Origin of the sequence: Aeromicrobium sp., assembly GCF_036675695.1 — a bacterium.
Classification (GTDB): domain Bacteria; phylum Actinomycetota; class Actinomycetes; order Propionibacteriales; family Nocardioidaceae; genus Aeromicrobium.
This window is the reverse complement of record NZ_JAKFEL010000015.1, coordinates 1-26,266: the sequence shown is the minus strand read 5'-3', so window position 1 is coordinate 26,266 and position 26,266 is coordinate 1. Positions and strand designations below refer to the sequence as shown.

Below are 26,266 nucleotides of genomic sequence, written 5' to 3'. Positions count from 1 at the left end.
CGCGATCTGGGCAACCATCTCAGCCTGGGTCGCTCGATTCAGCCGCTCCAACGCCACGATCGCGTCAATGCGCGCAGCACCAAACTTGAGCTCTGATTCAGCCTCGAAATCGTGAGCGCGGACGACCCTCAGCACGTCCTCGGTGGCGACTTCGGTGAACATACTTCCAACCTAGAACGCACCACCGACAACAAATATTGGCGAAGATCATTCTGTGGACAGTGAATTTCGAAGGTTTGGTTGTGGACCCAAACAGGCCCACTCCCCTCCTATTTGCCCGCTCTTCGTGCGCTACAGCGGTAGGTCGCGAACTGACCGGAACTCACGAGCTGAACCATCGAATGGGTCGGTGAACGACAGCTCGGCCGCGAGCAGCTGCAGCGGGTGGTCGAAGTCGTCGACCTTGATGTCCTGCACGGTTGGGTAAAGCGGGTCGTTGACGATCGGGATACCAAGGTCATTGAGGTGCCTACGGAGCTGATGGGTACGACCGGTGCGAGGCGTGAGCCGATAGACGCCCAAGCCGTCGGCCCCAGACTCCAGCTCGATCAACGTCTCGGCGTTGACCTCGGCGCCCGAAACAACCTCGACCTGCCATGAACCTCGGCGCTTCACGATGTGGTTCGCGACCGTGACGGGGAGCTCGAGATCCTCGCGAATCGGCGCCAACGCCTTGTAGGTCTTGGTGACCTGGTTGTCCTGGAACAGGGTTTGATAGCTCCCCCGCCAGCGCCGCTCGGTCGCCAGCATCAGCAGGCCAGACGTCACACGGTCCAGGCGGTGCAGCGGCGAGAGCTCGGGCAGGTCGAGCTCGTCACGCAGGCGTACGACGACGCTTTGACGCACGTGGCGTCCGCGCGGGATCGATGACAGGAACGCGGGCTTGTCGACGACGATCAGCCGCTCGTCCCGGTGAACGATGTGGATCTCACCCGGGACTTCGACCTCATCGACCAGATCGCGATGAAACCACACGAAGGTATGCGGCTCGTACGGATGCTCCTCGGCGACCGGCTTGCCGTCGTCGTAGACGAAGCGCAGGTCAGCGAGCATTCCGTCGATGTCGACTCGCTCCGGCAGGCGATGACGCAGCCACTCGCCCATCGTCTTCCACGGGACATCCGGCGAACGGTCAGGTGTACGCAGCCATGCCGCACCGAGCCCATGTCTAGGTGGCAGCGGTGAACGAGGAGGCACTCAGTCGCTCTCGGGGGCCATCAAGTCAGGGTTGAACACCCTGATGGTCGACGGCGGATCCTTCGCCATCCGCGCGGCTGACGGCCGAGGTCGCTGCGCCATCTCGCCACCGCAGTTGGGACAGACACCGAGCACCGCGGCGCAGTCGCGGCACCACGTGCATTCGTAGGTGCAGATCATCACGTCGGTCGACATCGGATCGAGGTCGACGTTGCAGCGTTCGCAGTTGGGCCTGATCTCAAGCATTGGGTGGACCCTCGGCGAGGAGCCTCTCGAAGCCTTCTTCGTTGAGGATCGGGCGGCCGAGCTCCTCGGCCTTGTCGGCCTTTGATCCAGCGTTCTCGCCGACGACGACGAAGTCGGTCTTCTTGGACACCGAGCCGGAAGCCTTGCCACCGCGAGCGATGATCGCTTCCTTGACGGAGTCGCGGGTGAACCGCTCGAGCGACCCCGTCACCACGATGGTCAGGCCTTCGAGCGTGCGCGCGATCGACTCGTCGCGCTCGTCCTCCATACGTACGCCGGCAGCCTTCCACTGGTCGACGATGCCCTGGTGCCAGTCAACCGTGAACCACTCGGCTGCTGCCTCGGCAATGGTCGGGCCGACCCCGTCGACCGAAGCCAGTTCGGCGACAGACGCCTTGCGGATCGCGTCCATCGACGCAAAATGGGTCGCCAGTGCTCGGGCTGCCGTGGGTCCGACGTGGCGGATCGACAAAGCCACCAATACGCGCCACAGCGGTTGGGTCTTGGCCTTCTCGAGGTTGTCGAGCAGCGCGAGGCCGTTGGCGCTGAGCACCCGGTCGCCTTCTTCGCCCTTCTTGGCGGCACGCGTGTAGAGCGGGACCTTGAGGAGCTGGGCTTCGTCAAGACTGAACAGCCCGCCCTCGTCCTCCAGCACGCCGGCATCGAGCAGCGCGACCGCGCCTTCCCAGCCGAACACCTCGATGTCGAACGCTCCGCGCCCACCAACGTGGGTCAACCGCTCACGCAGCTGCGAGGGGCACGAGCGGGTGTTGGGGCATCGGATGTCCTTGTCACCTTCGCGCGACGGCGCCAGCTTGGTGCCACACGCCGGGCAGTTGGTCGGCATGACGAACTCACGCTCGGTGCCATTGCGCAACGCGACGACGGGGCCGACGATCTCGGGGATGACATCACCTGCCTTGCGGAGCACGACCATGTCGCCGATCAGGACGCCCTTGCGCTTGACCTCGTGCTGGTTGTGCAGCGTGGCCATCTCGACGGTCGACCCGGCGACCCGAATGGGCTCCATGACGCCGTAGGGGGTGACGCGTCCGGTGCGACCAACGTTGACCCGGATGTCGAGCAGTCGGGTGTTGACCTCCTCGGGCGGGTACTTCCACGCGATCGCCCAGCGTGGCGCCCGTGACGTCGAGCCGAGTCGGCCCTGCAGATCGACCTGGTCGACCTTGACCACCACACCGTCGATCTCGTGGATGACGTCGTGGCGGTGCTCGCCGTAGTAGTCGATGAACTCCTCGACCTCCTTGAGGTCAGGCAGCACCTTGAAACGATCACTCGTGGGCAGACCCCAGGCCTTGAGTGCTTCATAGGCATCGCTCTGCCGCTGTGGCGTGAATCCCTCGCGATAGCCGATGCCGTGGCACACCATCGACAGCGGGCGGCTTGCCGTGACGGATGCGTCCTTCATGCGAAGGGTGCCCGCCGCAGCGTTGCGGGGGTTGGAGAACGGTGTGTTGCCGGCCTCGCCCCACGCCGTGTTGAACTCCTCGAACGCCTCGGTTGGGAAGAACACCTCACCGCGCACCTCGACGTATGCCGGAGTCGGGTGAGTCTTGGAGGCCTTGAGCCTGTGCGGGATGACGCCGATCGTGCGGACGTTGTTGGTGACGTCTTCGCCGACTCGACCGTCACCGCGAGTGACGCCGCGGGTCAGCACCCCCTCCTCATAGGTGAGCGAGATCGCGAGCCCGTCGACCTTGAGCTCGCAGAGGAACTCGGCGTTGTCGACGCCCTCGCGCAGGATGCGCGCATGCCAGGCCTCGAGCTCGGGGATGCTGAACGCGTTGTCGAGACTCATCAGCCGTTCGCGGTGTTCGTAGGCCTCGAAGGTCGACGAAATCATGCCGCCGACCTGCTGCGTCGGCGAGTCGGGCGTACGTAGCTCGGGCAGCTGCTCCTCGAGATCCTGGAGCTCGCGGATCATCGCGTCGTATTGGCCATCGGAGATCGTCGGGGCGTCGTCGCGGTGGTAGCGCTGACGATGCTCCTCGATGACCTCGGCAAGCTCCTTGTGTCGCTGCCGCAGCTCGTCGTCGGTCGCCATGATGCGACTTTATCGCCCAGCGGTGACACTCGCTGTAGGGCAACCATGCCAACGGAGGGACCAAACACCATGGGCCAGAAGATGCCACTCGTCGTGCTCGGCGCGATCCTCGTCGTCGCCGGGGTGATGCTCACCGGGGTCTGGTCAACGGATGGCAAGAGCACGGCCAGGATCATCGGCGGTGTCGCTGTCTTGTTCGCGGGCCTCGCAGCCGTACGGCTCGGTTGGAGGCGTCGCTAGGCGTCGAGCCGGGCGGCGACACTCTGCGCGGTGGCGAGCGCCTTGCGGGCCCACGCGGGTGAGGCGCCGGCCATGCCACAGGTCGGAGTCACGACGAGCCGGTCCGCGTACGTCTCGCCGTCGAAGCCGAGCTGGCCGAAGAACGTACCAATCCGTCCGGCGAGGTCGGCGTCGTTGACGCGCGCATCGAGCGACGGCACGGCGCCCACCCACAGGTCGACACCGGACTCGAATGCCTCGGCCCATGCATCTTCGGGCTTGGCCAGTCCGAGATCGAACGAGATGGCCGTGAACCCTGCGCCGGCGAGCAATGCGACTGGCACATCGGGCGCGCACGAGTGCACAACCGGCCGAGCCCCGGCATCCGTGATCGACGAGGTGATCATGCGCAGCAGCTCGTCCGCCTCGGGCGGCTGAACGCTGCGGTGCCTACCGAATCCGCTCGCCGTGGGTATGCCGCCGGTCATGACAGCGACGATCGACGGCTCGTCGATCTGCACGACCAGCTCGGCGTTGTCGAAGCGTCGCCGCACGTCCAGCACATGCGTACGAAGACCCTCCGCCAGAGACTCAGCGATCTCGCGACGAGCACCGTGGTCCGCGAGCATCTTGTCGCCACGCGGGCGCTCCACCATCGCCGCGACCGTCAGCGGACCAGCAACCTGGATCTTGATGGACCCGGCGTGGCCCGCCGCGAGCTCTTCGGCACTGTCGAGGTCCTGCGCCAGCAACGATCGTGCGCGGCGCAGGTCGGCGCCTTCGCTCGTGCCGAGCCTCCAACCATCGGGTTGCAGATCGGCCTCGATACCTTCAAGTACGGAAAGGCTGCGACCGATCATCCCGGCGTGCACACCGCGGGCCGGGAGCTCGGGAACGTACGGGAGTCCACCGACTTCACCGAGGACGATGCGGAACGACTCCGCGAAGTCTGTGCCGGGCATCGAGCCGATGCCCGTGGCGAGACTCACGCGGTGACGCGACGTTCGGTACGGCTGATGGTGGCTGAGCCGACCACGCGTGTGCCGTCATAGATCACGCACGCCTGACCAGGCGCGATGCCACTCGCCGGATCGTGCAGCTCGACGCGTACGTCAGCACCTTCCACGACAACCGTCGCCCGATGCTCCTCGCCGTGCGCTCGCAGTTGGACCGTGCACTCAAGCGACTCGGTCGGGGCCGCACCACACCAGAGCGGCTTGATCGCTTCGAGGAAGTCGACGCTCAGGTGCTCGCGTGGTCCCACTGTGACCGTGCCGCTGACCGGCTCGATGTCGAGGACGAAGCGCGGCTTGCCGTCGTCAGCAGGGATGCCGAGGCGCAGTCCGCGACGCTGGCCGATCGTGAACGCGTACGAACCCTCGTGCTCCCCCACGACGGCTCCGGCTTCGTCAACGATCGTGCCGGGCTTGGCGCCGAGCTTGTCGCCGAGCCAACCCGCGTTGTCGCCGTCGGGGATGAAGCAGATGTCGTGGCTGTCAGGCTTCTGCGCGACCTGGATCCCCCGCGCTGCAGCCTCAGCACGGATGACGTCCTTGGTCGTGTCGCCGAGCGGGAACAACGAGTGCGCCAGCTGGTCCTGGGTCAGCACGCCGAGGACGTACGACTGGTCCTTGCCCATGTCGATCGCACGGTGCATCTCGATCGTTCCATCATCAGCGGTGCGCAGCTGCGCGTAATGGCCGGTTGCGACGGCATCGAAGCCGAGCGCCAGCGCGCGGTCGAGAACGGCGGCGAACTTGATCTTCTCGTTGCAGCGCAGACACGGATTGGGCGTACGACCAGCGGTGTACTCGGCGATGAAGTCGTCGACGACCTCGTCGGCGAACTCCTCGCTCATGTCCCACACGTAGAAGGGGATGCCGAGCTCGTCCGCCGCGCGGCGGGCATCGCCTGCGTCCTCGATCGAGCAGCAGCCGCGGGCGCCGGTTCGGTACGAGCGCGGATTGCGGCTCAGCGCGAGATGTACGCCGGTGACGTCGTGGCCGGCGTCGACGGCGCGCGCGGCAGCAACTGCGGAGTCGACACCACCTGACATGGCTGCGATGACTCTCACGAGCCGCTCCGTACGAGGTGGGCACGCTTGGCGCGCTCGTGAACAGCAGGCAGAGCCGCGATCAGGGCGTCGACGTCGGCTTCGGTAGAGGTGTGACCAAGGCTGAAGCGCAGCGATCCTCGAGCGGCGACGTCGTCGTATCCCATCGCGAGGAGTACGTGGCTCGGCTGCGGTACGCCAGCATCGCACGCCGAACCCGTTGAGCACTCAATGCCCTGAGCGTCGAGCAGCATGAGCATCGCATCGCCCTCGCAACCTGGGAATGTCACGTGCGCGATGTTGGGCAATCGGTGATCCGGACCGGGCAGCTGGTCGCCGTTGACGATCGCATCGGGCACGACATTGCGGATGCCGTCGATGAGTCGCTGGCGAAGCTTTTCGATGCGATCGACAGTCTCGTCCTGGCGTCCGACCGTGATGTCGACCGCCTTGGCGAATGCCGCGATCAGCGCGACACCGATCGTGCCGGAGCGCAGATCGCGCTCCTGACCGCCACCGTGCAGCAGCGGTGTCGGCTCGACGTCGCGGCGGATCAGCAAGGCGCCGACTCCGACGGGACCACCGAGCTTGTGCGCCGTGATCGTCATGGCATCAAGTCCGCTGGCCGTGAAGTCGAGCGGCAGGTAGCCAGCCGCCTGCACGGCATCGCTGTGCACCGGAATGTCGTACGTACGGGCGATGTCGACCACCTCGGCGATCGGCTGCACTGTGCCCATCTCGTTGTTGGCCCACATCGTCGTGATGGCGGCGACGCGCGACGGGTCGGCGGCAACACTGGCTCGAAGCTCGTCGACCACGATGCGGCCGGCGCCGTCGACCGGAGTCATGTCGATCTCGGCGCCCTCGTGCTTGGCGAGCCAGGTGACGGGGTCGAGCAGCGCGTGGTGCTCGATCGAGCTGAAGACGACACGGTTGCGCGAGGGATCCTGCGCCTGTCGCGACCAATAGAGACCCTTGATCGCGAGGTTGTTGGCCTCGGTGCCGCCCGAGCAGAACACGACTTCGCTGGGTCGCGCGCCGAATCGCTCGGCGATCAGCTCGCGGGCTTCCTCAACGGTGCGACGAGCCGCGCGACCCGACGCGTGGAGCGACGACGCATTGCCCGTACGTGCAAGTTCTTCGGCCATCACGGCGATCGCCTCGGGGACCATCGGTGTGGTTGCCGCGTGGTCGAGGTACGTCGTGCGTTCGGGTGCGCTCATTGCGTTTTCAAGGATAGTCGCTCGCACGCAGCTCCCGGTCGCCGATAACCCCGACCGCCCTTATGGTCGCAAGATGGCAGACAGCGTGAAGGATCTGGGCCGCAAGGCCGACAACAGCGAGACGTTCGACTGGGCCGTGCGTGTTGGCCTCGTGTCGTACGGCGCTGTCCACCTTCTGCTTGCCTGGCTGATCGGCAGCCTCGCCCTCGGCGAGAGCGAGGGCAAGGCCTCCAAGAACGGTGCACTTGCCCAGGTCAAGGAGCAACCGTGGGGGACGACGCTGCTGTGGGTGATGGCATTCGGGTTCGTCGCGCTCACGGTCTGGCAGCTCATCGATGCTGTGGCGGGGCATCGAGGCAGCGAGGGGCGGAAGCGGGCGTTCAAACAAGCCACCTCTGTCGTGAAGGCAGGCATCTACGCCTTCTTTGCCTACGGCGCCTGGAAGGTCGGCGCCCAGGGCGGCGGCGGCAAGGATGGGACGGAACCGTTCGTCGCGAAGATCCTGGGTCTACCCGCGGGCCAGCTCCTCGTCGCTCTCGGCGGCCTGGCGATTGCCGTCTGGGCTGCAGCACTGATCCGCAGTGGGATCACGAACAAGTTCACCGAGCACCTGTCGGCTGAGGCGAACCGCAGCGACCTCAGCGACACGTATGTCCGCATCGGCACAGTCGGCTATATCGGCAAGGGCATCGCGCTTCTCGCTTTCTCCGGTCTGATCCTCTGGGCTGCCAAGACGAGCGACCCGGACAAGTCCGGTGGTCTCGACGAGGCGATGCGCAAGATCCTCGAGCAGCCCTACGGCTCCTACATGCTGCTCGCGATCGCGGTGGGCCTCGCCTGCTACGGGCTGTTCTGCTTCGCCCGTGCCCGACACCTCGACCGCTAGGCGCCTCGTCCGGTGACGGAAGCGACGGCGCGGACAAGATCCTCGGCTGCCGCACTCAGATCGGCTGGTCTGGTGGCCCGACCGAACGTGAAACGTACGGCCGTCTGCGCGACCTCTGCGTCGTAGCCCATCGCGGTCAGTACGTGCGACGGCTCGTCACTGCCAGCGGCGCACGCCGAGCCACTAGAGCACACGATGCCGCGCGACTCGAGCTCCACGAGAATGGCTTCGCCACTGGTGCCCGGGAACACGAAAGACGCGCTGCCAGGCAGCCGCTGCGTCGGATGTCCCGTGAGCTGTGCGCCGGGCACCTTCGCCAGCACCTCACGGATGAAGTCATCGCGCTTGGCGATCGTGGCGACCGGCGATCCGCCTGCCGAACGAAGAGCCGTGGACATGCCGACAGCAGAGGCAACGTTCTCCGTGCCCGAACGACGTCCGAACTCTTGTCCCCCACCGTGGATCAGCGGCTCGAACGGTGTTCGCCGCTGGACATAGAGCACACCGATCCCCTTGGGAGCACCGATCTTGTGCCCCGAGATGCTCATCGCTTGCACGCCGAGCTTGGTGACATCGAGGTCAAGCCAGCCCGCAGCCTGAACGGCATCGGTGTGGAACGGTACGTCGCCCGCGACCGCAGCGAGCTCGGCGATCGGCTGGATCGAGCCGACCTCGTTGTTCGCGTACTGGATGCTCACCAGCGTGGTGTCCGGGCGCAGCGCCGCCTCGAGCGTCTCCGGCGCGACGACTCCCTCGTGATCGACGTCGAGCACCGTCACCTCGTAACCGATACGGCCGAGCCACTCAGCCGACTCCAGCACCGCTGGATGCTCGATCGACGAGACGATGACGTGCTTGCCCCGCGGTGCAGCGAGGGCGATGCCCTTGATCGCAGCATTGTCAGACTCGGTGCCGCCGGACGTGAACGTGATCTCGGATGCCTTGGCACCCAGCACCTCGGCGATGTCAGTGCGCGCCTGGTCGAGCGCGCGGCGGGCAGCGTCGCCGACCTCGTGATGACTCGACGGGTTGCCGTACTCCGTAGATAGAAATGGCCACATCGCCTCGAGCACCTCCCGCGAGAGAGGTGTTGTGGCTGCTTCGTCTAGGTAGATCAACTGACCTTGATGTCCAACCCGAGGTCGAGGGCGCGAACGCTGTGGGTCAGCGCACCGACCGAGATGACGTCAACGCCAGTCGCCGCGACATCCTTGATCGTCTCGAGAGTGATGCCGCCACTCGCCTCGACCAATGCACGGTCACCGATCTGCTCCACTCCAGCTCGCAGATCTTCGAGCGAGAAGTTGTCGAGCATGATCGTGTGCGCAGCACCAGAGGCGAGCACGGCATCGATCTGCTCAAGACGGTCGACCTCAACCTCAATGTGAGTCGTGTGAGGCAGATCGGCCTTGGCCTGCTCGAGCGCGGCGGTGATGTCGTCGATCACGGCGAGGTGGTTGTCCTTGGCCATGACAGCGTCGGACAGCGAGTAGCGGTGGTTGTGTCCACCGCCGCACCGTACGGCGTGCCGCTCGAGAGCGCGCAGGCCCGGCGTGGTCTTGCGGGTGTCGACAACTCGGGCATTCGCCCCTGCGACGGCATCAACGTACGTCGCGGTGAGTGTGGCGATGCCGGTCATACGTTGGACGAGGTTGAGAGCGACGCGCTCGGACTGCAGCACTGCTCGGGCCGGACCGCTGACCGTGGCAAGCACAGCACCCTTCTCGAACCGATCGCCGTCGGCTGCGTGAAGCGTCACGGTGACCGTCGGGTCGAGCGTCGTCATGGCGATCTCGAAGACTTCGGCACCCGCGAACACTCCGGGCTCACGGGCGACCAGGTCGGCCGTCGCCTTGGCTGTCACCGGTACAAGCGTCTGCGACGTCAGGTCGCCGAACGGCGCGTCCTCCTCGAGCGCCATGTTGACGACCGATTGAATCTGGCGGGGTTCAAGCATGGGAAACCACCGAGGAGTGACGGGCCTGCGCAGGATCGGTCTCGGGGATGTCGGTCCGGTAGTGGCCGCCGCGTGACTCCTTGCGGGCCAGAGCGCTCGTCACCACGGCCCGCGCGACGACGAGCAGATTGGCGTCCTCCGCCGACTTGGCGTCGTTGACGGTCGGCGCCTTGCAGCGTTTGAGCTCGGCGATCGCAGCCTCAAGGTCGTCACCGTTGCGTGCCAGACCCGCGGCATCCCACATCAGTCGCTGCAAGTCTGTGCGGTTGACATCGTCTGCCTCGGGATCGTCGAGCAGGTCGACAGCGATTGGTGCCGGCCACTCGTCGTCGAACGGGACGACTGGCTGCGGATCCTTGAGCCCTTCGATGACCCGCGTGCCGTAGACAGCACCTTCGAGCAGCGAGTTGGACGCGAGCCTGTTGGCACCGTGGAGACCATTGCAGGCTGCTTCGCCCACGGCGTACAGACCGGGCAGCGACGTGCGTCCCCACTCGTCTGTACGGATGCCGCCCATGTAGTAGTGAGCCGCAGGCGTAACCGGGATCGGGACCTCACCCCAGTCGAAGCCCTGCGCACGGCAGGCCGCATCGATGTTGGGGAATCGCTTGGCCAGAAACTCGGCACCCAGTGCTGTCGCATCAAGGCGTACGGGCTTGCCCGGCTGCTTGGCCATCTGCATCGCGATGCCACGAGCCACCACGTCACGCGGGGCGAGCTCGCCGTCGGGGTGCACGTCGAACATGAACCGGTTGCCGTCGGCGTCGATCAGCGTGGCGCCCTCACCGCGTACGGCTTCCGATACGAGGAAGTTGCCCGGCGCATCGAGCGACGTCGGGTGGAACTGGTAGAACTCCAGATCCGCAGCGACAACTCCGGCGCGGAGCGCCATGCCGAGGCCGTCGGCCGTGGCGATCGCGGGATTGGTCGAGTAGGGAAAAAGCTGTCCCGCGCCGCCCGTGGCCAAGACGACGTGATCGGCACGCAACTCTTCCCCACCCAGCAGCTTCACGCCGACACAGACGCCGTCCTCTACGACCAGGTCGACGACGGTGGTCTGCACACGTGCGTCGATGTCGCTCTCACGCACGCGATCGATCAAGGCGTAGGCGATGCCGGCACCAGTGGCGTCGCCGCCGGCGTGCAGGATCCGCGAGTACGCGTGTGCGGCCTCGAGTCCGTGCGAGAGCTCACCGTCATGACGATCGAACTTCACCCCACGCTCGATCAGCTCGTCCATCGCAGCCGGGCCTTCGGCACACAAGATGCTCACGGCGTCCTTGTCGGACAGGCCAGCGCCGGCGACGAGGGTATCCTCGACATGGGACTCGATCGTGTCACCGAGCTTCGGCGCACCTGGGTCGTTCATCGCGTCGATGACGACCGCCACGCCACCCTGCGCGTAGCGAGTGTTGCTCTGCGCAAGCGTCGCCTTGGTCAGCAGCGTGACGTCATATGAGCCGACCGCCTCGAGGGCAGCTGTCATACCGGCGACACCACTGCCGACGACGATGATGCTGGGCATCTCAGTCTCCCGTCACGGGGATCGTGTTGGGCAGCGCGGCAAGCATGCGCTCGAGGGCAACCTTGGCGTCCGTCGCGATCTCGTCCGGCACGATGATTTCGTTGCGGATCTCGCCCTCGACCAGACCGTCAAGCGTCCAGGCGAGATAGCCGGGATGGATGCGATACATCGTCGAGCACGGGCAGACGACCGGGTCGAGGCAGAAGATCGTACGGTCGGGGTACTCCGCAGCGAGACGGTTGACCATGTTGACCTCGGTGCCGATCGCGATCGTGTCGCCAAGCTGCGACGCCTCGACGAACTTGCGGATCGCATCCGTCGAGCCCGACGCGTCAGCCGCATCGACGACCGGCATGGGCGCCTCGGGGTGGACGATGACTTTGACGCCCGGGAACTCCTCGCGGGCCTTGTTGATCTGGCCCACCGTGAAGCGCTTGTGCACCGAGCAGAAGCCGTGCCACAGCAACACCTTGGCGTCGAGCAGCACCTGCTCGGAGTGACCGCCCATCGGCTTGCGGGGGTTCCACATCGGCATCTGGTCCATCGTGATGCCCATCGCCTTGGCGGTGTTGCGGCCGAGGTGCTGGTCGGGGAAGAACAGCACGCGCTCGCCGCGTTCGAACGCCCACTCCAGGACGGTCGAGGCATTGGACGAGGTGCAGACGATTCCGCCGTTGCGACCGCAGAACGCCTTGAGCGCCGCCGACGAGTTCATGTAGGTCACCGGGATGACCGGCTGCTTGCCGTGCTCACCGGGAGCGTCGCCGTACAGCGCCATGAGCTCTTCCCAGCACGCCTCGACGGTGTCCTCATCGGCCATGTCGGCCATCGAGCAGCCGGCGGCGAGATTGGGCAGGATCACGTGTTGCTCGGGACGAGCCAAGATGTCGGCAGTCTCGGCCATGAAGTGCACGCCGCAGAACACGATTGCTTCGGCGTCGGGCATCGTCAGTGCTGCATTGGCAAGCTGGAACGAGTCACCGACGAAGTCAGCGTGCTGAATGACCTCGTCACGCTGGTAGAAGTGCCCGAGGATCACGAGCTTGCTGCCGAGCGTCTTCTTGGCAGCCCGGATGCGCGAGTCGAGCTCCTCGTCACTCATCTTTTGGTACGCGGCGGGCAGCTGGCCCGGTCGTACGACGGGCTCGGGGATGACGTCGTCCTCGGAGCAACCGGGACCGTAGCCCGGGATCGTGTCGAACTCCCACGGTCCCTTGACCAGCTCGACGTCGCAGCTCGCTGCTGGGTCGGCGGTGATGATGTCGTGGACGGAAGTCATCTGCGCTCCTCGGGAAGCGGTGTTGGCGCGCCGGCCGTGAATCGGAACAGCGCAGGTGGTCGGTGGCTGGTGCCCTTGAGGTAGGTGCCCGTCGGTACCAGCGTGTCGCTGGCCAGTGCCTGCCGGCGGAAGTTGGCGGGGTCGAGAGACGTACGCAGCACGGCTTCGTGCACCGCGCGCAGCTCCGCGAGCGTGAACTCGGGCGGAAGGAATCCGTACGCGATCGGCGTGTAGGTGATCTTGGCGCGCAGGCGAGCCAAGGCGTACGCAACGATCTCGGAGTGGTCGAATGCCAGCGGCGGCAGCTCGTCGGCAACGAACCACTCGACGTTCTCGCCGTCGACGGCGCGGGCGACCTCGTCAGGCTGCACGAGAGCCCAATAGACGATCGAGACGACCCTGTCGTCGGGCGAGCGGTCGAGACTGCCGAAAGCGTAGAGCTGCTCGAGGTAGTTGGGCGTCAGACCGGTCGTGCGTTCGAGGGTGTGCCGCGCACTTGCGGCGAGGTCCTCGTTCGCTTCGAGCGGTCCGCCGGGCAGCGCCCACTGGCCCTCGTACGGTTCGCGGATGCGGCGTACGAGCGGCAACCACAGCGTCATCAGACCCGTCGAAGGGTGCGGCCGCAGCGCGAAGATCACGGTGGAGACAGCCAGCGATACCCGCTGATCGACCTGCATTCCGATCGTCATTTCGCGCCTCCTGACTTAGTGTCACCTCGACTCTAAGCCCGACCTTAAAGTCATGTCAACCTTTAGTCCGAGTTTTCATGTCACAGGGTTGAGGCACGATGAACACGTGGATCTCGACATACGCCAACTCACCGACTCCGACATGAAGCAGGCGATGCGCCTCGGCTCCGAGAGCTTCGGCAACCCCCCGACGCCCGATGCCGACCTACCTTCATCAACCCGCGAGGGACGCGAGTGGTTCGGCGCTTTCGACGGCGACCTCCTGGTCGCCCAAGCGATCAATCGCGAGTTCCACTCGTGGTTCGGCGGTGTCGCCATCCCGACGGCCGGCGTCGCCTTTGTCGGCGTGACCGCCGAGTACCGCGGCCGTGGCATCGTTCGCCCGCTGTTCGACGCCGTGCTGACCTCGGCGATCGAACGCGGCTCGGTCGTCTCGGCACTCTTCCCCACGGCGCCCCGCATCTACCGCGGGCTCGGCTATGAGCGGATCACCGACCTGATCGTCGCGAACGTTCCGACCAGCGCACTGACTGGGCTCCCCCAGTCGTCGACCACCACACGTCGCGCAACGATCGACGACCTCGCCGCGATCCGCACCGTCTACGACGCATGGTCCAGCGAACAGAACGGGCCACTGACTCGGACCAGTCCATCGATGGGCGGCATCGTCGACGCGGATGGGCTCGCTGCTTTCTCCGGCATCACGCTCGCGGTCGACAGCACCGGCACAATCACCGGCTACGCGGCCTGGAACCGAGGCGAGGGCTACGAGGCGGACGCGAAGATCGAGGTCCTCGACCTGATCGCCCGAGAGGCCGAGGCCTACCGGGCTCTCCTCAACACGCTCGGGAGCTTTGCCGGAGTTGCACCGACCACGACGATCCGAACATCTGGTGACGATGTCGTACGCCTGCTGCTTCCTACCTCGCACTGGCAGGTCACAGCGTCGACGCCCTACATGCTGCGCGTGCTCCAGGTCGACAAGGCTCTCTCGCTTCGCGGCTACCCACGGGCGATCACCGCCGAGCTGCCGTTCAGCGTCGATGGCGAGAGCCACATGCTGTCAATGAATGCTGGTGTTGGCCGGTGCGAGCCAGCCACTCACCAGGACACCCGAGAACTGACACCGCAGGGGCTGGCCGCGCTCTACGCCGGGGCCCAGTCGTGCGCCAACCTACGCAGCACCAGCCAGCTCACCGGCGGCGACATCGCCGATGACGAGACCTTCGATGCCGCATTCGGCGGACGCCAGGTGCACATCCGCGACTACTTCTAGGAAGGCTGTGCGACAGGTCACACCATGACCGGCTTGCATGGCGATGGAACGATGTCGTACCGTCTGATGGAACGAAACGGTTTCGTTCCATCAAGGAGCCGCAATGACCCCGGCAGAAGCAGCAGCCGCAGCCCGACCCCGTGTGGAGGGCGAGCGTGAGCAAGAGATTCTCGAAGCAACGCTCGACGTCCTCGCGGACGTCGGCTATGACCGCTTGACGATGGACGCGGTGGCCTCGGCCGCACGTGCATCCAAGGCCACGCTCTACCGGCGCTGGGAAACCAAGGCCAGTCTCGTTCTCGAGGCAGTCCTCTCCCAGAAGGGTCCCATCGGCGAAGCACCCGAGACCGGCTCGTTGAGAGGCGACCTCATCGCTTCGTACTGCGGTCACGGCGGTCTGACCGACGCACGCTCGCTTGCGGTATTCGGCAGCGTCATCACCGCGCTGACTCGCGATGCCGAGTTCGCAGAAGGCTTCCGCGAGCTGTTCGTCGGCCCCAAGGTTGAGGCCACTCGCGTCCTGTTCGAACGGGCCGAGGTGCGCGGCGAGATCCGCGACGACCTCGATCTCGACATTGTCGGTCCTGCGCTTGCCGCCATTGTCATGCATCGCCAGTTCTTCCTGGGTCAACCAGCCACAACTGAATCCATAACCAAGGTCATTGACCAGGTGATCCTCCCCGCAGTTCTCCGCCCTTCAACCCCCAAGGACAAGTCATGACAACCACCGTCGCAGTCGAGGATCAGCCCTCGACCTCCAACGAGAAGCTGGGGTGGGCGCTCGTCGTCATCTCCATGGCCCAGCTCATGGTCGTGCTCGACAGCACGATCGCCAACATCGCACTCCCCTACATCGGCCACGACCTCGACATCACGCAGAACAACCTCCAGTGGATCGTCACGGGCTACGCCCTGGCATTCGGTGGCCTGCTTCTGCTGGGCGGCCGCCTCGCTGACCTCTACGGACGCCGCCGCATCTTCATGATCGGCCTCGTCCTGTTCTCGTTCGCGTCAGCTCTGGGCGGTCTCGCCCAGAACGAGGCGATGCTGCTCGGCTCGCGTGGACTGCAGGGAGTCGGCGCCGCTCTGGCTGCGCCCGCGGCCCTCGCGCTGATCTCGACGACGTTTCCCGCCGGCCCGCAGCGCAACCGCGCCTTCTCCGTGTACGCCGCCCTCTCGGGTGTCGGTGCGGCGATCGGCCTGATCCTTGGCGGCTGGCTCACCGGTCTGGAGATCAGCGGCCTCGAAGGATGGCGCCTGACCTTCCTGATCAACGTCCCGATCGGCCTGTTCGCAGCATTCATCGCTCCGCGATTCCTCAAGGAGAGCGAGCCTCAGCGCACCGCACTCGACATCCCCGGCGCCGTATCCGGCACGCTCGGTCTCACCTCGCTGGTCTACGGACTCTCGCGCGCTGGTGACTCCCGCTACGGCTGGGGCGACTCGGTCACGATCGCGACGCTGGTCGCGTCCGTGGTCCTGCTCGTCGCCTTCGTACAGATCGAACGCACCGTGAAGAACCCGCTGCTGCCGCTCAGCATCTTCGCCAGCCGGGCCCGCGCAACGGCGCTCGTGTCGATGATGATCACGCCTGCAGCAATGTTCGCGATGTTCTTCTTCCTGTCGCTCCTGGTCCAGAACGTGATGGGCTACAGCTCACTGCGTACGGGCTTCGCGTTCCTGCCGTTCACGTTCGGCATGATCGCCGGCGCGACGATTTCGTCGAAGCTGATCGCCAAGGTCGACCCGAGGTGGCTCGCTGGTACGGGAACCGTGCTTGCAGGTATCGCGCTATACGCGTTCTCGCGCATCACGGTCGATGACAGTCCGGCCAACCTGGTCAGCCTCGCCACCAATGGAGGATTCGCTGGCGGCGAGATCAACTACTGGACCGCGATTGCTCCATGGGTCGTCCTGATGTCGTTCGGTATGGGTCTGACGTTCGTGTCGATGATGCTGGTCGCCGTGCACGGAATCCCGGACGAGGACTCGGGTATCGGTTCGGGCGTGCTCAACACGATGCAGCAGGTCGGTGGCGCCATCGGCCTCGCCGCCCTCTCGACGATCGCCGTTCACTTCACCCGCGAGCGGGCTGCGGACATCTCGGCTTCGATGTCCGGCGGAGGCGGGACACCGTCGGCCGATGTGCAGCAGCGCATCAGCGACCTGGTCGGCCAGAGCGCCTTCACCGCAGGTGCGACGCAGGCCTTCCTGGTTGGCGCGTTCATGATCTGGGTTGCCTCGGCAATCGTCTGGATCTTCCTGAACGTCAAGCACCACGAGCTGGTTGACGAGGAAGTGCCCGAGGGCGTCGTCGTCTGATCTGGCACACACACTGCGGCCGCAGCTTCCTACCGGAAGTTGCGGCCGCTGTGCTTTGCGGGGATGGCTGAAGCGGCCTGCGGGTAGACGCTCTCTATCCGCTCGAGCTTGTCAGCCACCAAGTTGGTCACTCCCTCAAAGCGCTCGAGCTTGCCGCGGATGATCATTCCGGCGGCATTGCGTCCGACCCGTCGATAGAGCTTCCACAGCGCCTCCGAGCACACGACGTTGAGCATGCCCGTCTCGTCCTCGATGTTGAGGAACGTGACCCCCACGGCTGTGGCCGGCCGCTGTCGGTGGGTGATGAGGCCAGCCACCTTGACCCGGCGACCTGCCTCCGCCTCGGCAAGACCCGCAACGGAGTAGATGCCCTCGCTCTCCAGCAGCGGTCTGAGGTGCTCGATCGGATGTGTCTCGGGTGAGATGCGAGTGGCCCAGAGGTCGGCCATCGTCAGCTCGACGTCACTCATACCGGGCAGCGTCGGTGGCGGCAAGGTGACCGAGGTGCCCTCGAGCTGGTCGGAACGTTCGGCGTAGCCGGCATTCCAGATCGCCTGTCGTCGACTGATACCAAAACCGTCGAAGGCTCCCGCCGTCGCCAGTGACTCCATCTGTGCAACGGTCAGCTCCGCCCGACGCGCGACATCGGCCATGTCTGCAAAGGGACGCTCGGCGCGTACGGCGACGATGCGCTCGGCGACCTCGGTGCCGAGTCCCTGCACCTCGTCGAGCCCAAGGCGTACGGCGAAGGCACCATCGCGACGATGCTCCGGCGTCGGATCAGACGTGCCGCGTACGAACCGCGGCACCGGTGCCTGCTCACGGTCCAAGCACGAATCCTGACCCCGTGGCCCATCTGCACCGAACTCAAGATCGGCGACGGCTTTGGAGTGCACGATGTCAGGACGCAGCACCTTCACCCCGTGGTGGCGGGCATCGGTCACCAGCGACTGCGGTGAGTAGAACCCCATCGGCTGGTTGCGCAGCAGCGCCGCGAGGAACGCGCCCGGATAGTGCAGCTTGAGCCACGAGCTGGCATAGACCAGCAGCGCAAAGCTCAGCGCGTGGCTCTCGGCGAAGCCGAAGTTGGCGAAGGACTGGATCTTCAGATAGATCACGTCTGACTCTTCCTCGCTGAGCCCATGCCTCGCCATACCTTCGTAGAGCTTCTCGCGCAGCGACTCGATGCGCTCGATGCCCCGCTTCGAACCCATCGCCCGACGCAGCAGGTCGGCCTCATCTCCCGTGCAGTCACCGATCGCGATCGCCATCTGCATCAGCTGCTCCTGGAACAGCGGCACACCTTTGGTGCGCTCCAGCACCGGCTCGAGGATCGGGTGGGGGTAGGTCACCTCTTCCTTGCCGGTGGCCCGACGTATGTAGGGGTGCACAGCGCCGCCCTGGATCGGACCGGGGCGAATCAGCGCGATCTCGATCGCCAGGTCGTAGTAGGAACGCGGTTGCAGTCGTGGGAGCGTGCCGATCTGGGCGCGGCTCTCGACCTGGAACACGCCGATCGAGTCGGCCCGGCACAACATGTCGTAGACCGCCGCCTCCTCCTTGGGGATCGTGTCGAGCGTCAGCTCCTCCCCCAGGTGCTCGGCGACGATCTCGAGGGTGTGGTTGAGCGCGCCGAGCATGCCGAGGCCGAGCAGATCGAACTTGACCAGTCCCATCCACTCGCACGCGTCCTTGTCCCACTGCAGCACCGTGCGGTCCTTCATACGGCCGCGCTCGATGGGGCACACCTCGCCGATGGGGCGCTCGGTCAGGATCATCCCGCCCGAGTGGATGCCGAGATGGCGAGGAGCCTTGATCAGCTGGTTGGCCAGGTCGACGACCTGCTTCGGCACCTCAGAGGTCTCGCCAGCCGAGATCGAGCTCCACCCGTCGATCTGCTTGGACCACGCATCCTGCTGACCCGTCGAGTAGCCGAGCGCCTTGGCGGCATCACGGACCGCCGAGCGCGGTCGATAGCTGATGACATTGGCGACCTGGGCCGCATTGTGTCGTCCGTAGGTCTCGTAGACCCATTGGATGACTTCTTCGCGGCGAGCCGAGTCGAAGTCGACGTCGATGTCCGGCTCCTCCTCGCGCGTCGTGGCGAGGAAGCGTTCGAAGGGCAGGTTGTAGAAGATCGAGTCGACCGCAGTGATGCCCAGCGCGTAGCAAAGCGCGGAGTTGGCCGACGAGCCTCTGCCCTGACACAGGATCTTGCGCCGCTTCGCTTCCTTGACGATGTCGTGGACGATCAGGAAGTAGCCCGGGAAGTCCTTCTCCTCGATCACCGCCAGCTCCCGCTCGATGCGTTCACGCGCCTCGTCGATGTTGTGGGCGTAGCGCGTACGTATGCCTCGATCAGCCAGTTCACGCAGCCAGCTCATCGCAGTGTGGCCCTCAGGTATGCCGCGGCGTGGCAGTCGCGGTGTGGCCGCCCGCAGGTCGAAGGCGACCTCGTCGGCGATCGTGACACTGCGCTGCACGGCACCGGGATAGCGGGCAAACCGCCGTTGCATCTCGGCACCTGACCGCAGGTGGGCCGAGCTCGACGTCGGCAGCCAGCCGTCCATGTCAGCCAGGCTGCGTCGCGCGCGTACAGCTGCCGTCGCTGCAGCGAGTTGATGGGCTGCCGGCTTGGCGTAGTGCACATTGTTGGTCGCCACGATCGGCAGTCCGTGATCGGCGGCAAGGTCTGCGAGAGCGTCATTGGTGGCGCTGTCGGCCGGGAACCCATGATCGATCAGCTCGACGACGACATTGTCGTGGCCGAACATCGCCGTCAGCCGGTCGAGCTCCTTGGCTGCTGCCTCCCGCCCTCCAGCGGCGAGTGTCTGACGTACGGAACCCTTGCGGCAGCCCGTCAGCACCAGCCAGTGGTCACGACCCATCTCGGCGAGCTCGTCGAGGTCATAGACCGGACGGCCCTTCTCATCGCCGCGAAAGTGCGCTTCGGTCATTGCGCCAGCGAGCCGGTGATAGCCCTCGACACCCCGAGCGAGCACCAGCAGATGACTGCCTTCGGGATCGGCGACACCGTTCTGTGGGCCACTCAGCCCCAGCGAGAGCTCAGCCCCATAGACCGTCAGAAGTTGCTCGGACTCGTACTTCTGGGCGATCTCGGCGAACAGCGGCGCCCCGTAGAAGCCGTTGTGGTCGGTGATCGCCAGACCGTGCAGTCCAAGACTGATCGCCTCCTCGACCAGCGCATCAGGACCGCTAGCACCGTCGAGGAAGCTGAAGTTGCTGTGACAGTGCAGCTCGGCATAGGGCACCACCATCCCGGCGGGCCGGCGCACCTGCTCGACGGGCTCGTATGTCGGGCGCTTGCGCGAGAACCCTGGTCCGTCACCGCCGTCCGGAACGGGGCGATCGCCGGGCACCGTACGGCCCGAGAGCCGCCGCTCCAGCTCCCGCCACGGCATGTCCGGATTGGACCAGCCCATCTCAGCGGCCCGCGTCAGTCATAACGTGCCTCTGTCCACCAGGTGCCGTTCTCGACGAGCATCAGCCAGGCGCTGCCGTCGACGCCGACGACCTGGAAGCGGGCCAGTCGGCGCGACGAGGCCTCGTCCCACCACTGCTCGTCGACCGGCCACGGGCCAGCCCACGACGCCACGGGCTGCCAGTCGCTGCCGACGGCTGCCCTGAACCGGGCCGGCTCTCCCGTGATCACCCCCCGACCGGTGACCCCGATCGGCTGCCCTTCGGCGCCGACGACCACGGCCTCCTGCGGCTCGGTGTAGACGGTTGCCGGCGCTGGAGGTGGCAGGCTGCCCGGCCACGGCAGTCCCGCAGGACGCTTGGCCACGGCGCGTTCGCCCCACGGCACCAGCAGCCGCCGATCGGCAGGACCACGCCCGCCTTGTACGGATGCCGACACCACCGACTCGTGGCCGACGATGCTCTGCACTCGTGCCACCCCTCGCTCGACGCGCTCATCGGGTCCACCGCCGAACAAGCTGTCTGCGTGATCGCCGAGCGGCTCGGTGACCTCGGGGATGAGGCGTACGGCGTCGACCGGTGCGCGTACGGCGCCATCGGCCTGCAATTGCCAACGCACCCGGTCGATCAGGTCGGTGGCACCGAACCAGCGCGGATGCATCCAGCGCCGCGCCGTCGCCAGCGAGCCATCGGCGTCAACCTCGATCAGCACTGTCGTGCAGACCAGCCCGTGGGCAGCCAGATCTTTGACGAAGCCTTCAGCAGTCGTGCGCAGACTGAACCCGATCGGCTCGATCAGCTCGAGGGGTGGCTCCAGCAGCAGGGTCGCGTCGAACTCGGGTGGCACCTGCCGGCTGCCGACCGGCAGCGGGTCCAGTCCGCGAGCCAGCCTGTGCAGCAGCTCCCCATGCGTGCCAAATCTCGTATGCACGTCAGCAACCGGCAAACCGGCGAAGTCGCCGAGGGTCTGCATCCCCATACGCCGCAGCAACCCGACTAGATCTGCGTCACCCAAGGCGTCGATCGGCAGATCGCGCAGGAAGTGCGCCGAGCCACCCCGCGGGATCGCGAGGCTGTCCTGCGCCAATGCTCGACGAGCGGCCAGCTCAGCAGCGAACAATCCGTCGGCGATGCCAATGCGTACGTCCCACACGCCGATGCCGACCAGCCGCTCCGCGATGACCGCCGCCGCCTCGGCCTCCCCGCCGTAGAAGCGGCTCGGCACCCGCAACGCACACAATCCCGGTCGCAGTGGGGCAACGCCGGGACTCAGCGCCTCGATCGCGGTGAGCACCGCTTCAAATCCGCGTGCATCCGCATCGGCGTTGTAGTCGTGCAGCACCAGGTCAGGGCAGCGCGACTGGGCATCGCGGCGACGCATGCCACGACGTACGCCCTCGGCCCGTGCCGCCTGGGAGCAGGCCAACACCTGACCCTTGTCGAGCACCGCAGCAGGCTGCGACGGCGGCAGGTCTGCTGCGACGATCGGCCAGTCCGGCGCCCACATCACCATGGTCCTACCCATCAGCTGACGCTCCGCAGCACAGCGGGCTGTTCGTCGACCCGGCGGATCGCGAGATCGGTGTCAGGCAGCCAGAGCCGACCCGACCGGGCAGGTGCGGTGCCACGCTGCACATCGACCGTCACCTGCCGCGCCTGCAGGTGGCCATGACCTTGCCCCAACCCGCCCCACTGCGCGTCGCGCATCGTTAGTCGCGCCTCGCATCGCGGCCAGTCACCCCAGGCGATGAGGATTGCGCCACGCTGGCGCAGCCGGGCACTGAGCCGAGCCACCTCTCCGTCGGAGACGTGGGAGGGCGCCCGCAGGACCACGACACCCAGGACGTCGATCAGCGCAGCGGTGACCTCGAGCCAGGCGTCACCCGGATCGGGGACCAGGATCGTACGGCGCAGCTCGACACCAGCCGCCGCCGCAGCCTCGAGGCCCAGCTCTGCCGACCCGACGATCCCGCACCAGGCACCATCGGCCGAGGGGCCGGCCATCAGTGCAATTGCCAGACTCGCCGAGTCGACTCCATAGCTCGCTCCGGTCTGCAATTGCAGCAGACCGGCGAGCGCAGGATGTGTCGATACGGGTTGCGAAGCAGGTCGACCCTGCATCTGGTTGACCCGTTCGCGCAGCTCGCTGAGGTTGGGTGAGATGGCGACCGTCATTCATCCATCTTCGAACATCTGTTCGAATAGATCAACCCGCCGAAATGACTAGTTCGTCACTCCAGCGGGTTGATGAAGAGGACTAGCGACCCAGCTCGATCGAGGCACCGGGGATGGCATCCAACAACTTGCGCGTGTAGGCCTCGCGCGGGTTGTCGAACACCTCGGTGACCGAGGCAGACTCCACGACCTTGCCGTCCTGCATCACCAGCACGTTGTCAGCAATCTGACGTACGACCGCCAGGTCATGTGTGATGAACAGGTAGCTCAGACCAAGCTCGGCCTGCAGGTCGTTGAGCAGCTCCAGGATCTGGGCCTGCACCAACACATCGAGCGCAGAGACAGCCTCATCGCAGATCACGACCTCCGGCTCAAGAGCCAGAGCACGTGCAATTGCAACGCGCTGACGCTGACCACCCGACAGCTCGCCCGGGTAGCGCGACATCACCGTCGTTGGCAGCGAAACCCGATCGAGCAGATCGCGTACGCGGGCCTCACGCTGCTTGCCGGAGCCGATGTCGTGAGTACGCAGCGGTTCCTCGATCGACTTGTAGATCGAGTAGAGCGGGTCGAGCGATGCGTACGGGTTCTGGAACACCGGCTGCATCTGGCGACGCAGACGCAGCCGCTCTTTCTTGGTCTTGAGCTCACGCAGGTTGTGACCGTCGAACAGCACATTGCCCGACGTCGGCGGCAACAAGTCGAGCACCATACGCGCAACCGTCGACTTGCCCGAACCGGACTCCCCCACGATCGCCGTTGTCGTACCACGCTTGAGCTTGAACGACACATCGTCGACGGCCGCGAACGGGATCTTCTGCCAGGGCTTGGCACCACGCAACGAGAACACCTTGGTCAGGTTCTCGACCACGATGATGTCGGACTCGCCCTCGCCGAACTCGGCCTCGCTGTGTGCGATCTCCGCGGCGATCTCCGCGGCCGTCTGCACCGCCTGCTCACGCACTTCAGCACGCGCCTTGATGGACGACAACCGCTGGGATGCCAGCGACGGCGCCTTCGCGACAAGACGCTGGGTGTAAGGGTGCTCGGGGTTCTGCAGAATCGCTCGAGCCGGACCCGACTCGACGACTCGGCCGCGGTACATCACGACCAGGTGATCGGCACGCTCCGCGGCAAGGCCGAGGTCGTGGGTGATCAGCATGACCGCGACACCGAGGTCATCCGTCAGCTTGTCGAGGTGATCGAGGATCTGTTTCTGAACCGTCACGTCGAGAGCCGAGGTCGGCTCGTCGGCGATCAGCAGCTTCGGTCGAGCAGCAAGACCCATCGCGATCAGGGCGCGCTGACGCATACCACCGGAGAACTCGTGGGGGTACTGACGTGCACGACGCTCGGCGTCCGGCAGACCAGCTTCCTCGAGCAGCTCGACAACACGCTTGTCGGCAGCATCACCGGTGGCAATGCCGTTGGCAACCAGAGCTTCCTTGATCTGCGAGCCGACGCGCCACAACGGGTTGAGGTTGGACATCGGGTCCTGCGGCACGAGACCGATCGACGATCCGCGCAGCGCAAGGATCTGTCCCTTGCCTGCCTGGCTGATGTCGGTGCCGTCGAACTTGATGGCACCGCCGGTCACCTTGCCGGTGCCGGGCAGCAGCCCGATCACGGCGTGCGCGAGAGTCGACTTGCCCGAACCGGACTCACCGACGATCGCGATGGTCTGACCCGGGTAGATCGTCAGGTTGGCCTGGTCGACGGCCGTCAGGATCTCCTTGCCGGCGCGGAAGCCGACGCTCAGGTTTTCGATCTGGAGGAGGGGTGTGGAGGTGTTCACTTCTTCCTCGCCTTCGGGTCGAGCGCCTCGCGCACGGCTTCACCCAGCAGGATGAAACCAAGGACGGTGAGTGCCAGAGCAGCCGCTGGCACGTACATGACGTTGAGGTGCTGGCCGGAACGCACCTGCAGCTGAGCATCCGACAGGTCATTGCCCCAGGAAGCTACGCCCTGCGGAAGGCCAAGGCCCAGGAATGACAGCGACGCCTCGGCGACGATGAACACACCCAGTGAGATCGTCGCCGTCACGATGACGGGTGCCAGCGCATTCGGGACGATGTGGCGGCGCAAGTTCTTCATCCTCGATGCGCCGATCGCCGTGGCGGCATCGACGAACTCGAGGTTCTTGATCTCCAGCACCGCTCCTCGCATCTGGCGAGTGATCTGTGGCCAGGCAAACAACGCAAGAGCCATCACCACCACCAGGACTGAGCCCCAGAACCCGCGATCGGGCCAGATGTTGTTGAGCACCGAGATGACGACGATCGCCGCGAGCAGCAGCGGGATCGAAAAGAAGATGTCGCTGAATCGCGAGATCAGGGAGTCGAAGAGACCCCCGTAGAAGCCGGCGATGGCGCCCGTCACCATGCCGAGGAGGGCCGTGATGATGGTCGTTAGTACTCCGACGGCGACCGAGGCACGCGCGCCGTAGACCGCATTGGCCCACACATCTTCACCTTGCAGGTTGAACCCGAAAGGGTGGCCCTCGCTCGCCGGAGCGAAGCTGTTTTCCAGCTTGCCCTTGGCGTCAGGAGGAACGTCGGTGAACAAACCAGGAAGGAAGATCATTGCCGCGATCACCGTGAGAATGGCGACGGCGAACCAGAACAGGACGGACGTCCGCAGACGCTTCCAGGCTTCTTTCCACTGGTTCTCGGGCACCTCATCGACGTTGACTGCGTCAATGGCTCGGAGTGGGGTCTCTTCGATCGGCGCGACGAATCGCTCCTGACCCAATCGTGTCTCAGACATAGCGGATCCTCGGGTCGAGTAGTGCATAGATCAGGTCGACCAGCAGGCTCATCAGCACGTAGATCATGACCATGAACGTCACGATGGCCACGACCGTCGACGTCTCGCCCTTCTGGATCGCGACGTACGCCGAGTTGCCGATACCGGGGACATTGAAGATTGTCTCGGTGATGATGGCGCCCGCCATCAGCGAACCGAGGTTGATGCCGATGTAGGTCACCACAGGTACCAGCGAATTTCGGAGCACGTGGTTGCGGATGACCAGGCGCTCCGAAAGTCCTTTGGCGCGAGCCGTACGCACATGATCGGCGCTGAGGTTCTCGGCGACTGACGTACGCGTCAGGCGGATCGTGTAGGCGAAGTTGGCGATGGCCAGCACGATCGCCGGCAGAAGCAGATCACCAATGGTCCAGTCACTGCCGACCGTGGGCGAGGTCCATCCCAGCTTGACGCCGAAGACGAGCTGCATCACGAAGCCGACCACGAAGATGGGGACGGAGATCAGGAGGAGCGAGACGACAAGTGCGCTCGAGTCGAACCAGCCGTTGCGGCGAAGGCCCGCAAACGTACCGATGACGATGCCGAGGACTGCGTCGATTGTCAGGGCCATGATGGCGAGGACAACGGTGACCGGGAAGGTCTGCTTGATCAGCTCGAAGACCGGCTGGCCGGCGAAGGTCTCACCGAAATTGAAGGTCAGGGCGTTCTTGGCGAACTGGAACCACTGGACAAACAACGGGTCGTCGAGGTGGTACTGCGCGGCGAGCGCGTCGCGTACTTCTTGGGAGACCGGCTTGTTGCCGGCCAGGTTGAGGATTGGGTCGCCCGGTCGCAGCTTCAACAAGATGAAGAGGATCAGCGTGGCGCCCAGAAATACTGGAATGGTTTGCAACAACCGCTTGGCGACGTACCACCACATGGGTTGGCCTCCTTGAGTCCGTGGAAGG

The 26,266-nt window shown here is 65.5% G+C and carries 22 protein-coding genes; 5 read left to right on the top strand and 17 right to left on the bottom strand.

Going from position 1 to position 26,266, the window contains the following annotated elements; genetic code table 11:
• Positions 1-291: 291 nt before the first annotated feature.
• From V6M39_RS00985 to ligA, 3 genes are all read right to left on the bottom strand, one after another.
• Positions 292-1,104 carry a pseudouridine synthase gene (locus tag V6M39_RS00985; protein ID WP_332641783.1) on the bottom strand — a complete coding sequence of 271 codons (813 nt, stop codon included), beginning with the start codon at positions 1,102-1,104 and terminating at the stop codon, positions 292-294.
• 93 nt (positions 1,105-1,197) lie between these two features.
• Positions 1,198-1,443, bottom strand: a complete 246-nt coding sequence (locus V6M39_RS00980) for a DUF1272 domain-containing protein (RefSeq protein WP_332641782.1) — start codon at positions 1,441-1,443, stop codon at positions 1,198-1,200.
• On the bottom strand, positions 1,436-3,508 hold the full coding sequence (gene ligA / locus V6M39_RS00975; RefSeq protein WP_332641781.1) for an NAD-dependent DNA ligase LigA: 2,073 nt from the start codon (positions 3,506-3,508) through the stop codon (positions 1,436-1,438). The genes V6M39_RS00980 and ligA overlap by 8 nt, the downstream gene beginning before the upstream one ends.
• Before the next feature lie 69 nt (positions 3,509-3,577).
• Between ligA and V6M39_RS00970 the strand changes: the two genes are divergently transcribed.
• Entirely contained in the window at positions 3,578-3,748 is a 171-nt protein-coding gene (locus V6M39_RS00970) for a hypothetical protein (RefSeq protein ID WP_332641780.1), read from the top strand.
• Here the strand turns inward: V6M39_RS00970 and V6M39_RS00965 are convergent.
• The 3 genes from V6M39_RS00965 to V6M39_RS00955 are packed head-to-tail and all read right to left on the bottom strand — an operon-like array spanning position 3,745 to position 7,003.
• Complete coding sequence (locus V6M39_RS00965; RefSeq protein ID WP_332641779.1) at positions 3,745-4,716, bottom strand: methionine synthase; 972 nt, start codon at positions 4,714-4,716, stop codon at positions 3,745-3,747. The two genes, V6M39_RS00970 and V6M39_RS00965, sit on opposite strands and share 4 nt — an antisense overlap.
• Positions 4,713-5,801, bottom strand: a complete 1,089-nt coding sequence (gene mnmA / locus V6M39_RS00960; protein ID WP_332641778.1) for a tRNA 2-thiouridine(34) synthase MnmA — start codon at positions 5,799-5,801, stop codon at positions 4,713-4,715. The genes V6M39_RS00965 and mnmA overlap by 4 nt, the downstream gene beginning before the upstream one ends.
• Positions 5,798-7,003, bottom strand: coding sequence for a cysteine desulfurase family protein (locus V6M39_RS00955; protein ID WP_332641777.1), 1,206 nt, complete (start codon positions 7,001-7,003; stop codon positions 5,798-5,800). Before V6M39_RS00955 ends, mnmA begins: the two co-directional genes overlap by 4 nt.
• Positions 7,004-7,076: 73 nt before the next feature.
• Here V6M39_RS00955 and V6M39_RS00950 point away from each other — a divergent pair, with 73 nt between their 5' ends.
• Positions 7,077-7,889 carry a DUF1206 domain-containing protein gene (locus tag V6M39_RS00950; RefSeq protein ID WP_332641776.1) on the top strand — a complete coding sequence of 271 codons (813 nt, stop codon included), beginning with the start codon at positions 7,077-7,079 and terminating at the stop codon, positions 7,887-7,889.
• Here the strand turns inward: V6M39_RS00950 and V6M39_RS00945 are convergent.
• The 5 genes from V6M39_RS00945 to V6M39_RS00925 are packed head-to-tail and all read right to left on the bottom strand — an operon-like array spanning position 7,886 to position 13,339.
• Entirely contained in the window at positions 7,886-9,007 is a 1,122-nt protein-coding gene (locus tag V6M39_RS00945; RefSeq protein WP_332641775.1) for a cysteine desulfurase family protein, read from the bottom strand. The genes V6M39_RS00950 and V6M39_RS00945 overlap by 4 nt on opposite strands.
• Positions 9,004-9,846, bottom strand: a complete 843-nt coding sequence (gene nadC, locus V6M39_RS00940; protein ID WP_332641774.1) for a carboxylating nicotinate-nucleotide diphosphorylase — start codon at positions 9,844-9,846, stop codon at positions 9,004-9,006. Before nadC ends, V6M39_RS00945 begins: the two co-directional genes overlap by 4 nt.
• Positions 9,839-11,371: an L-aspartate oxidase gene (gene nadB / locus V6M39_RS00935; protein WP_332641773.1), complete on the bottom strand. Its 1,533-nt coding sequence runs from the start codon at positions 11,369-11,371 to the stop codon at positions 9,839-9,841. Before nadB ends, nadC begins: the two co-directional genes overlap by 8 nt.
• Before the next feature lies 1 nt (position 11,372).
• Entirely contained in the window at positions 11,373-12,650 is a 1,278-nt protein-coding gene (nadA, locus tag V6M39_RS00930; protein ID WP_332641772.1) for a quinolinate synthase NadA, read from the bottom strand.
• Positions 12,647-13,339, bottom strand: a complete 693-nt coding sequence (locus V6M39_RS00925; RefSeq protein ID WP_332641771.1) for an NUDIX hydrolase — start codon at positions 13,337-13,339, stop codon at positions 12,647-12,649. The genes nadA and V6M39_RS00925 overlap by 4 nt, the downstream gene beginning before the upstream one ends.
• A gap of 106 nt (positions 13,340-13,445) precedes the next feature.
• Between V6M39_RS00925 and V6M39_RS00920 the strand changes: the two genes are divergently transcribed.
• The 3 genes from V6M39_RS00920 (at position 13,446) to V6M39_RS00910 (ending at position 16,937) form a co-directional block, all read left to right on the top strand.
• A complete protein-coding gene (locus V6M39_RS00920) occupies positions 13,446-14,615 on the top strand; it encodes a GNAT family N-acetyltransferase (RefSeq protein ID WP_332641770.1) in 1,170 nt (389 codons plus the stop codon).
• A gap of 103 nt (positions 14,616-14,718) precedes the next feature.
• Positions 14,719-15,336 (top strand): TetR/AcrR family transcriptional regulator, encoded by a 618-nt coding sequence (locus V6M39_RS00915; RefSeq protein WP_332641769.1) that lies wholly within the window; start codon positions 14,719-14,721, stop codon positions 15,334-15,336.
• Entirely contained in the window at positions 15,333-16,937 is a 1,605-nt protein-coding gene (locus tag V6M39_RS00910; protein ID WP_332641768.1) for an MFS transporter, read from the top strand. Before V6M39_RS00915 ends, V6M39_RS00910 begins: the two co-directional genes overlap by 4 nt.
• Before the next feature lie 29 nt (positions 16,938-16,966).
• Here V6M39_RS00910 and V6M39_RS00905 read toward each other — a convergent pair whose 3' ends face one another.
• The 6 genes from V6M39_RS00905 to V6M39_RS00880 all read right to left on the bottom strand — a co-directional run bounded on the left by V6M39_RS00905 (position 16,967) and on the right by V6M39_RS00880 (position 26,238).
• Positions 16,967-20,380, bottom strand: a complete 3,414-nt coding sequence (locus tag V6M39_RS00905) for an error-prone DNA polymerase (RefSeq protein ID WP_332641767.1) — start codon at positions 20,378-20,380, stop codon at positions 16,967-16,969.
• 14 nt (positions 20,381-20,394) lie between these two features.
• The gene (locus V6M39_RS00900; protein ID WP_332641766.1) at positions 20,395-21,903 is read right to left on the bottom strand and encodes a DNA polymerase Y family protein; all 1,509 of its coding nucleotides are present in this window, start codon (positions 21,901-21,903) and stop codon (positions 20,395-20,397) included.
• Positions 21,903-22,553 (bottom strand): hypothetical protein, encoded by a 651-nt coding sequence (locus V6M39_RS00895; RefSeq protein WP_332641765.1) that lies wholly within the window; start codon positions 22,551-22,553, stop codon positions 21,903-21,905. Before V6M39_RS00895 ends, V6M39_RS00900 begins: the two co-directional genes overlap by 1 nt.
• 82 nt (positions 22,554-22,635) lie before the next feature.
• Positions 22,636-24,348, bottom strand: a complete 1,713-nt coding sequence (locus V6M39_RS00890; RefSeq protein ID WP_332641764.1) for an ABC transporter ATP-binding protein — start codon at positions 24,346-24,348, stop codon at positions 22,636-22,638.
• On the bottom strand, positions 24,345-25,319 hold the full coding sequence (locus V6M39_RS00885; RefSeq protein ID WP_332641763.1) for an ABC transporter permease: 975 nt from the start codon (positions 25,317-25,319) through the stop codon (positions 24,345-24,347). Before V6M39_RS00885 ends, V6M39_RS00890 begins: the two co-directional genes overlap by 4 nt.
• On the bottom strand, positions 25,312-26,238 hold the full coding sequence (locus V6M39_RS00880; protein WP_332641762.1) for an ABC transporter permease: 927 nt from the start codon (positions 26,236-26,238) through the stop codon (positions 25,312-25,314). Before V6M39_RS00880 ends, V6M39_RS00885 begins: the two co-directional genes overlap by 8 nt.
• Positions 26,239-26,266 lie beyond the last annotated feature (28 nt).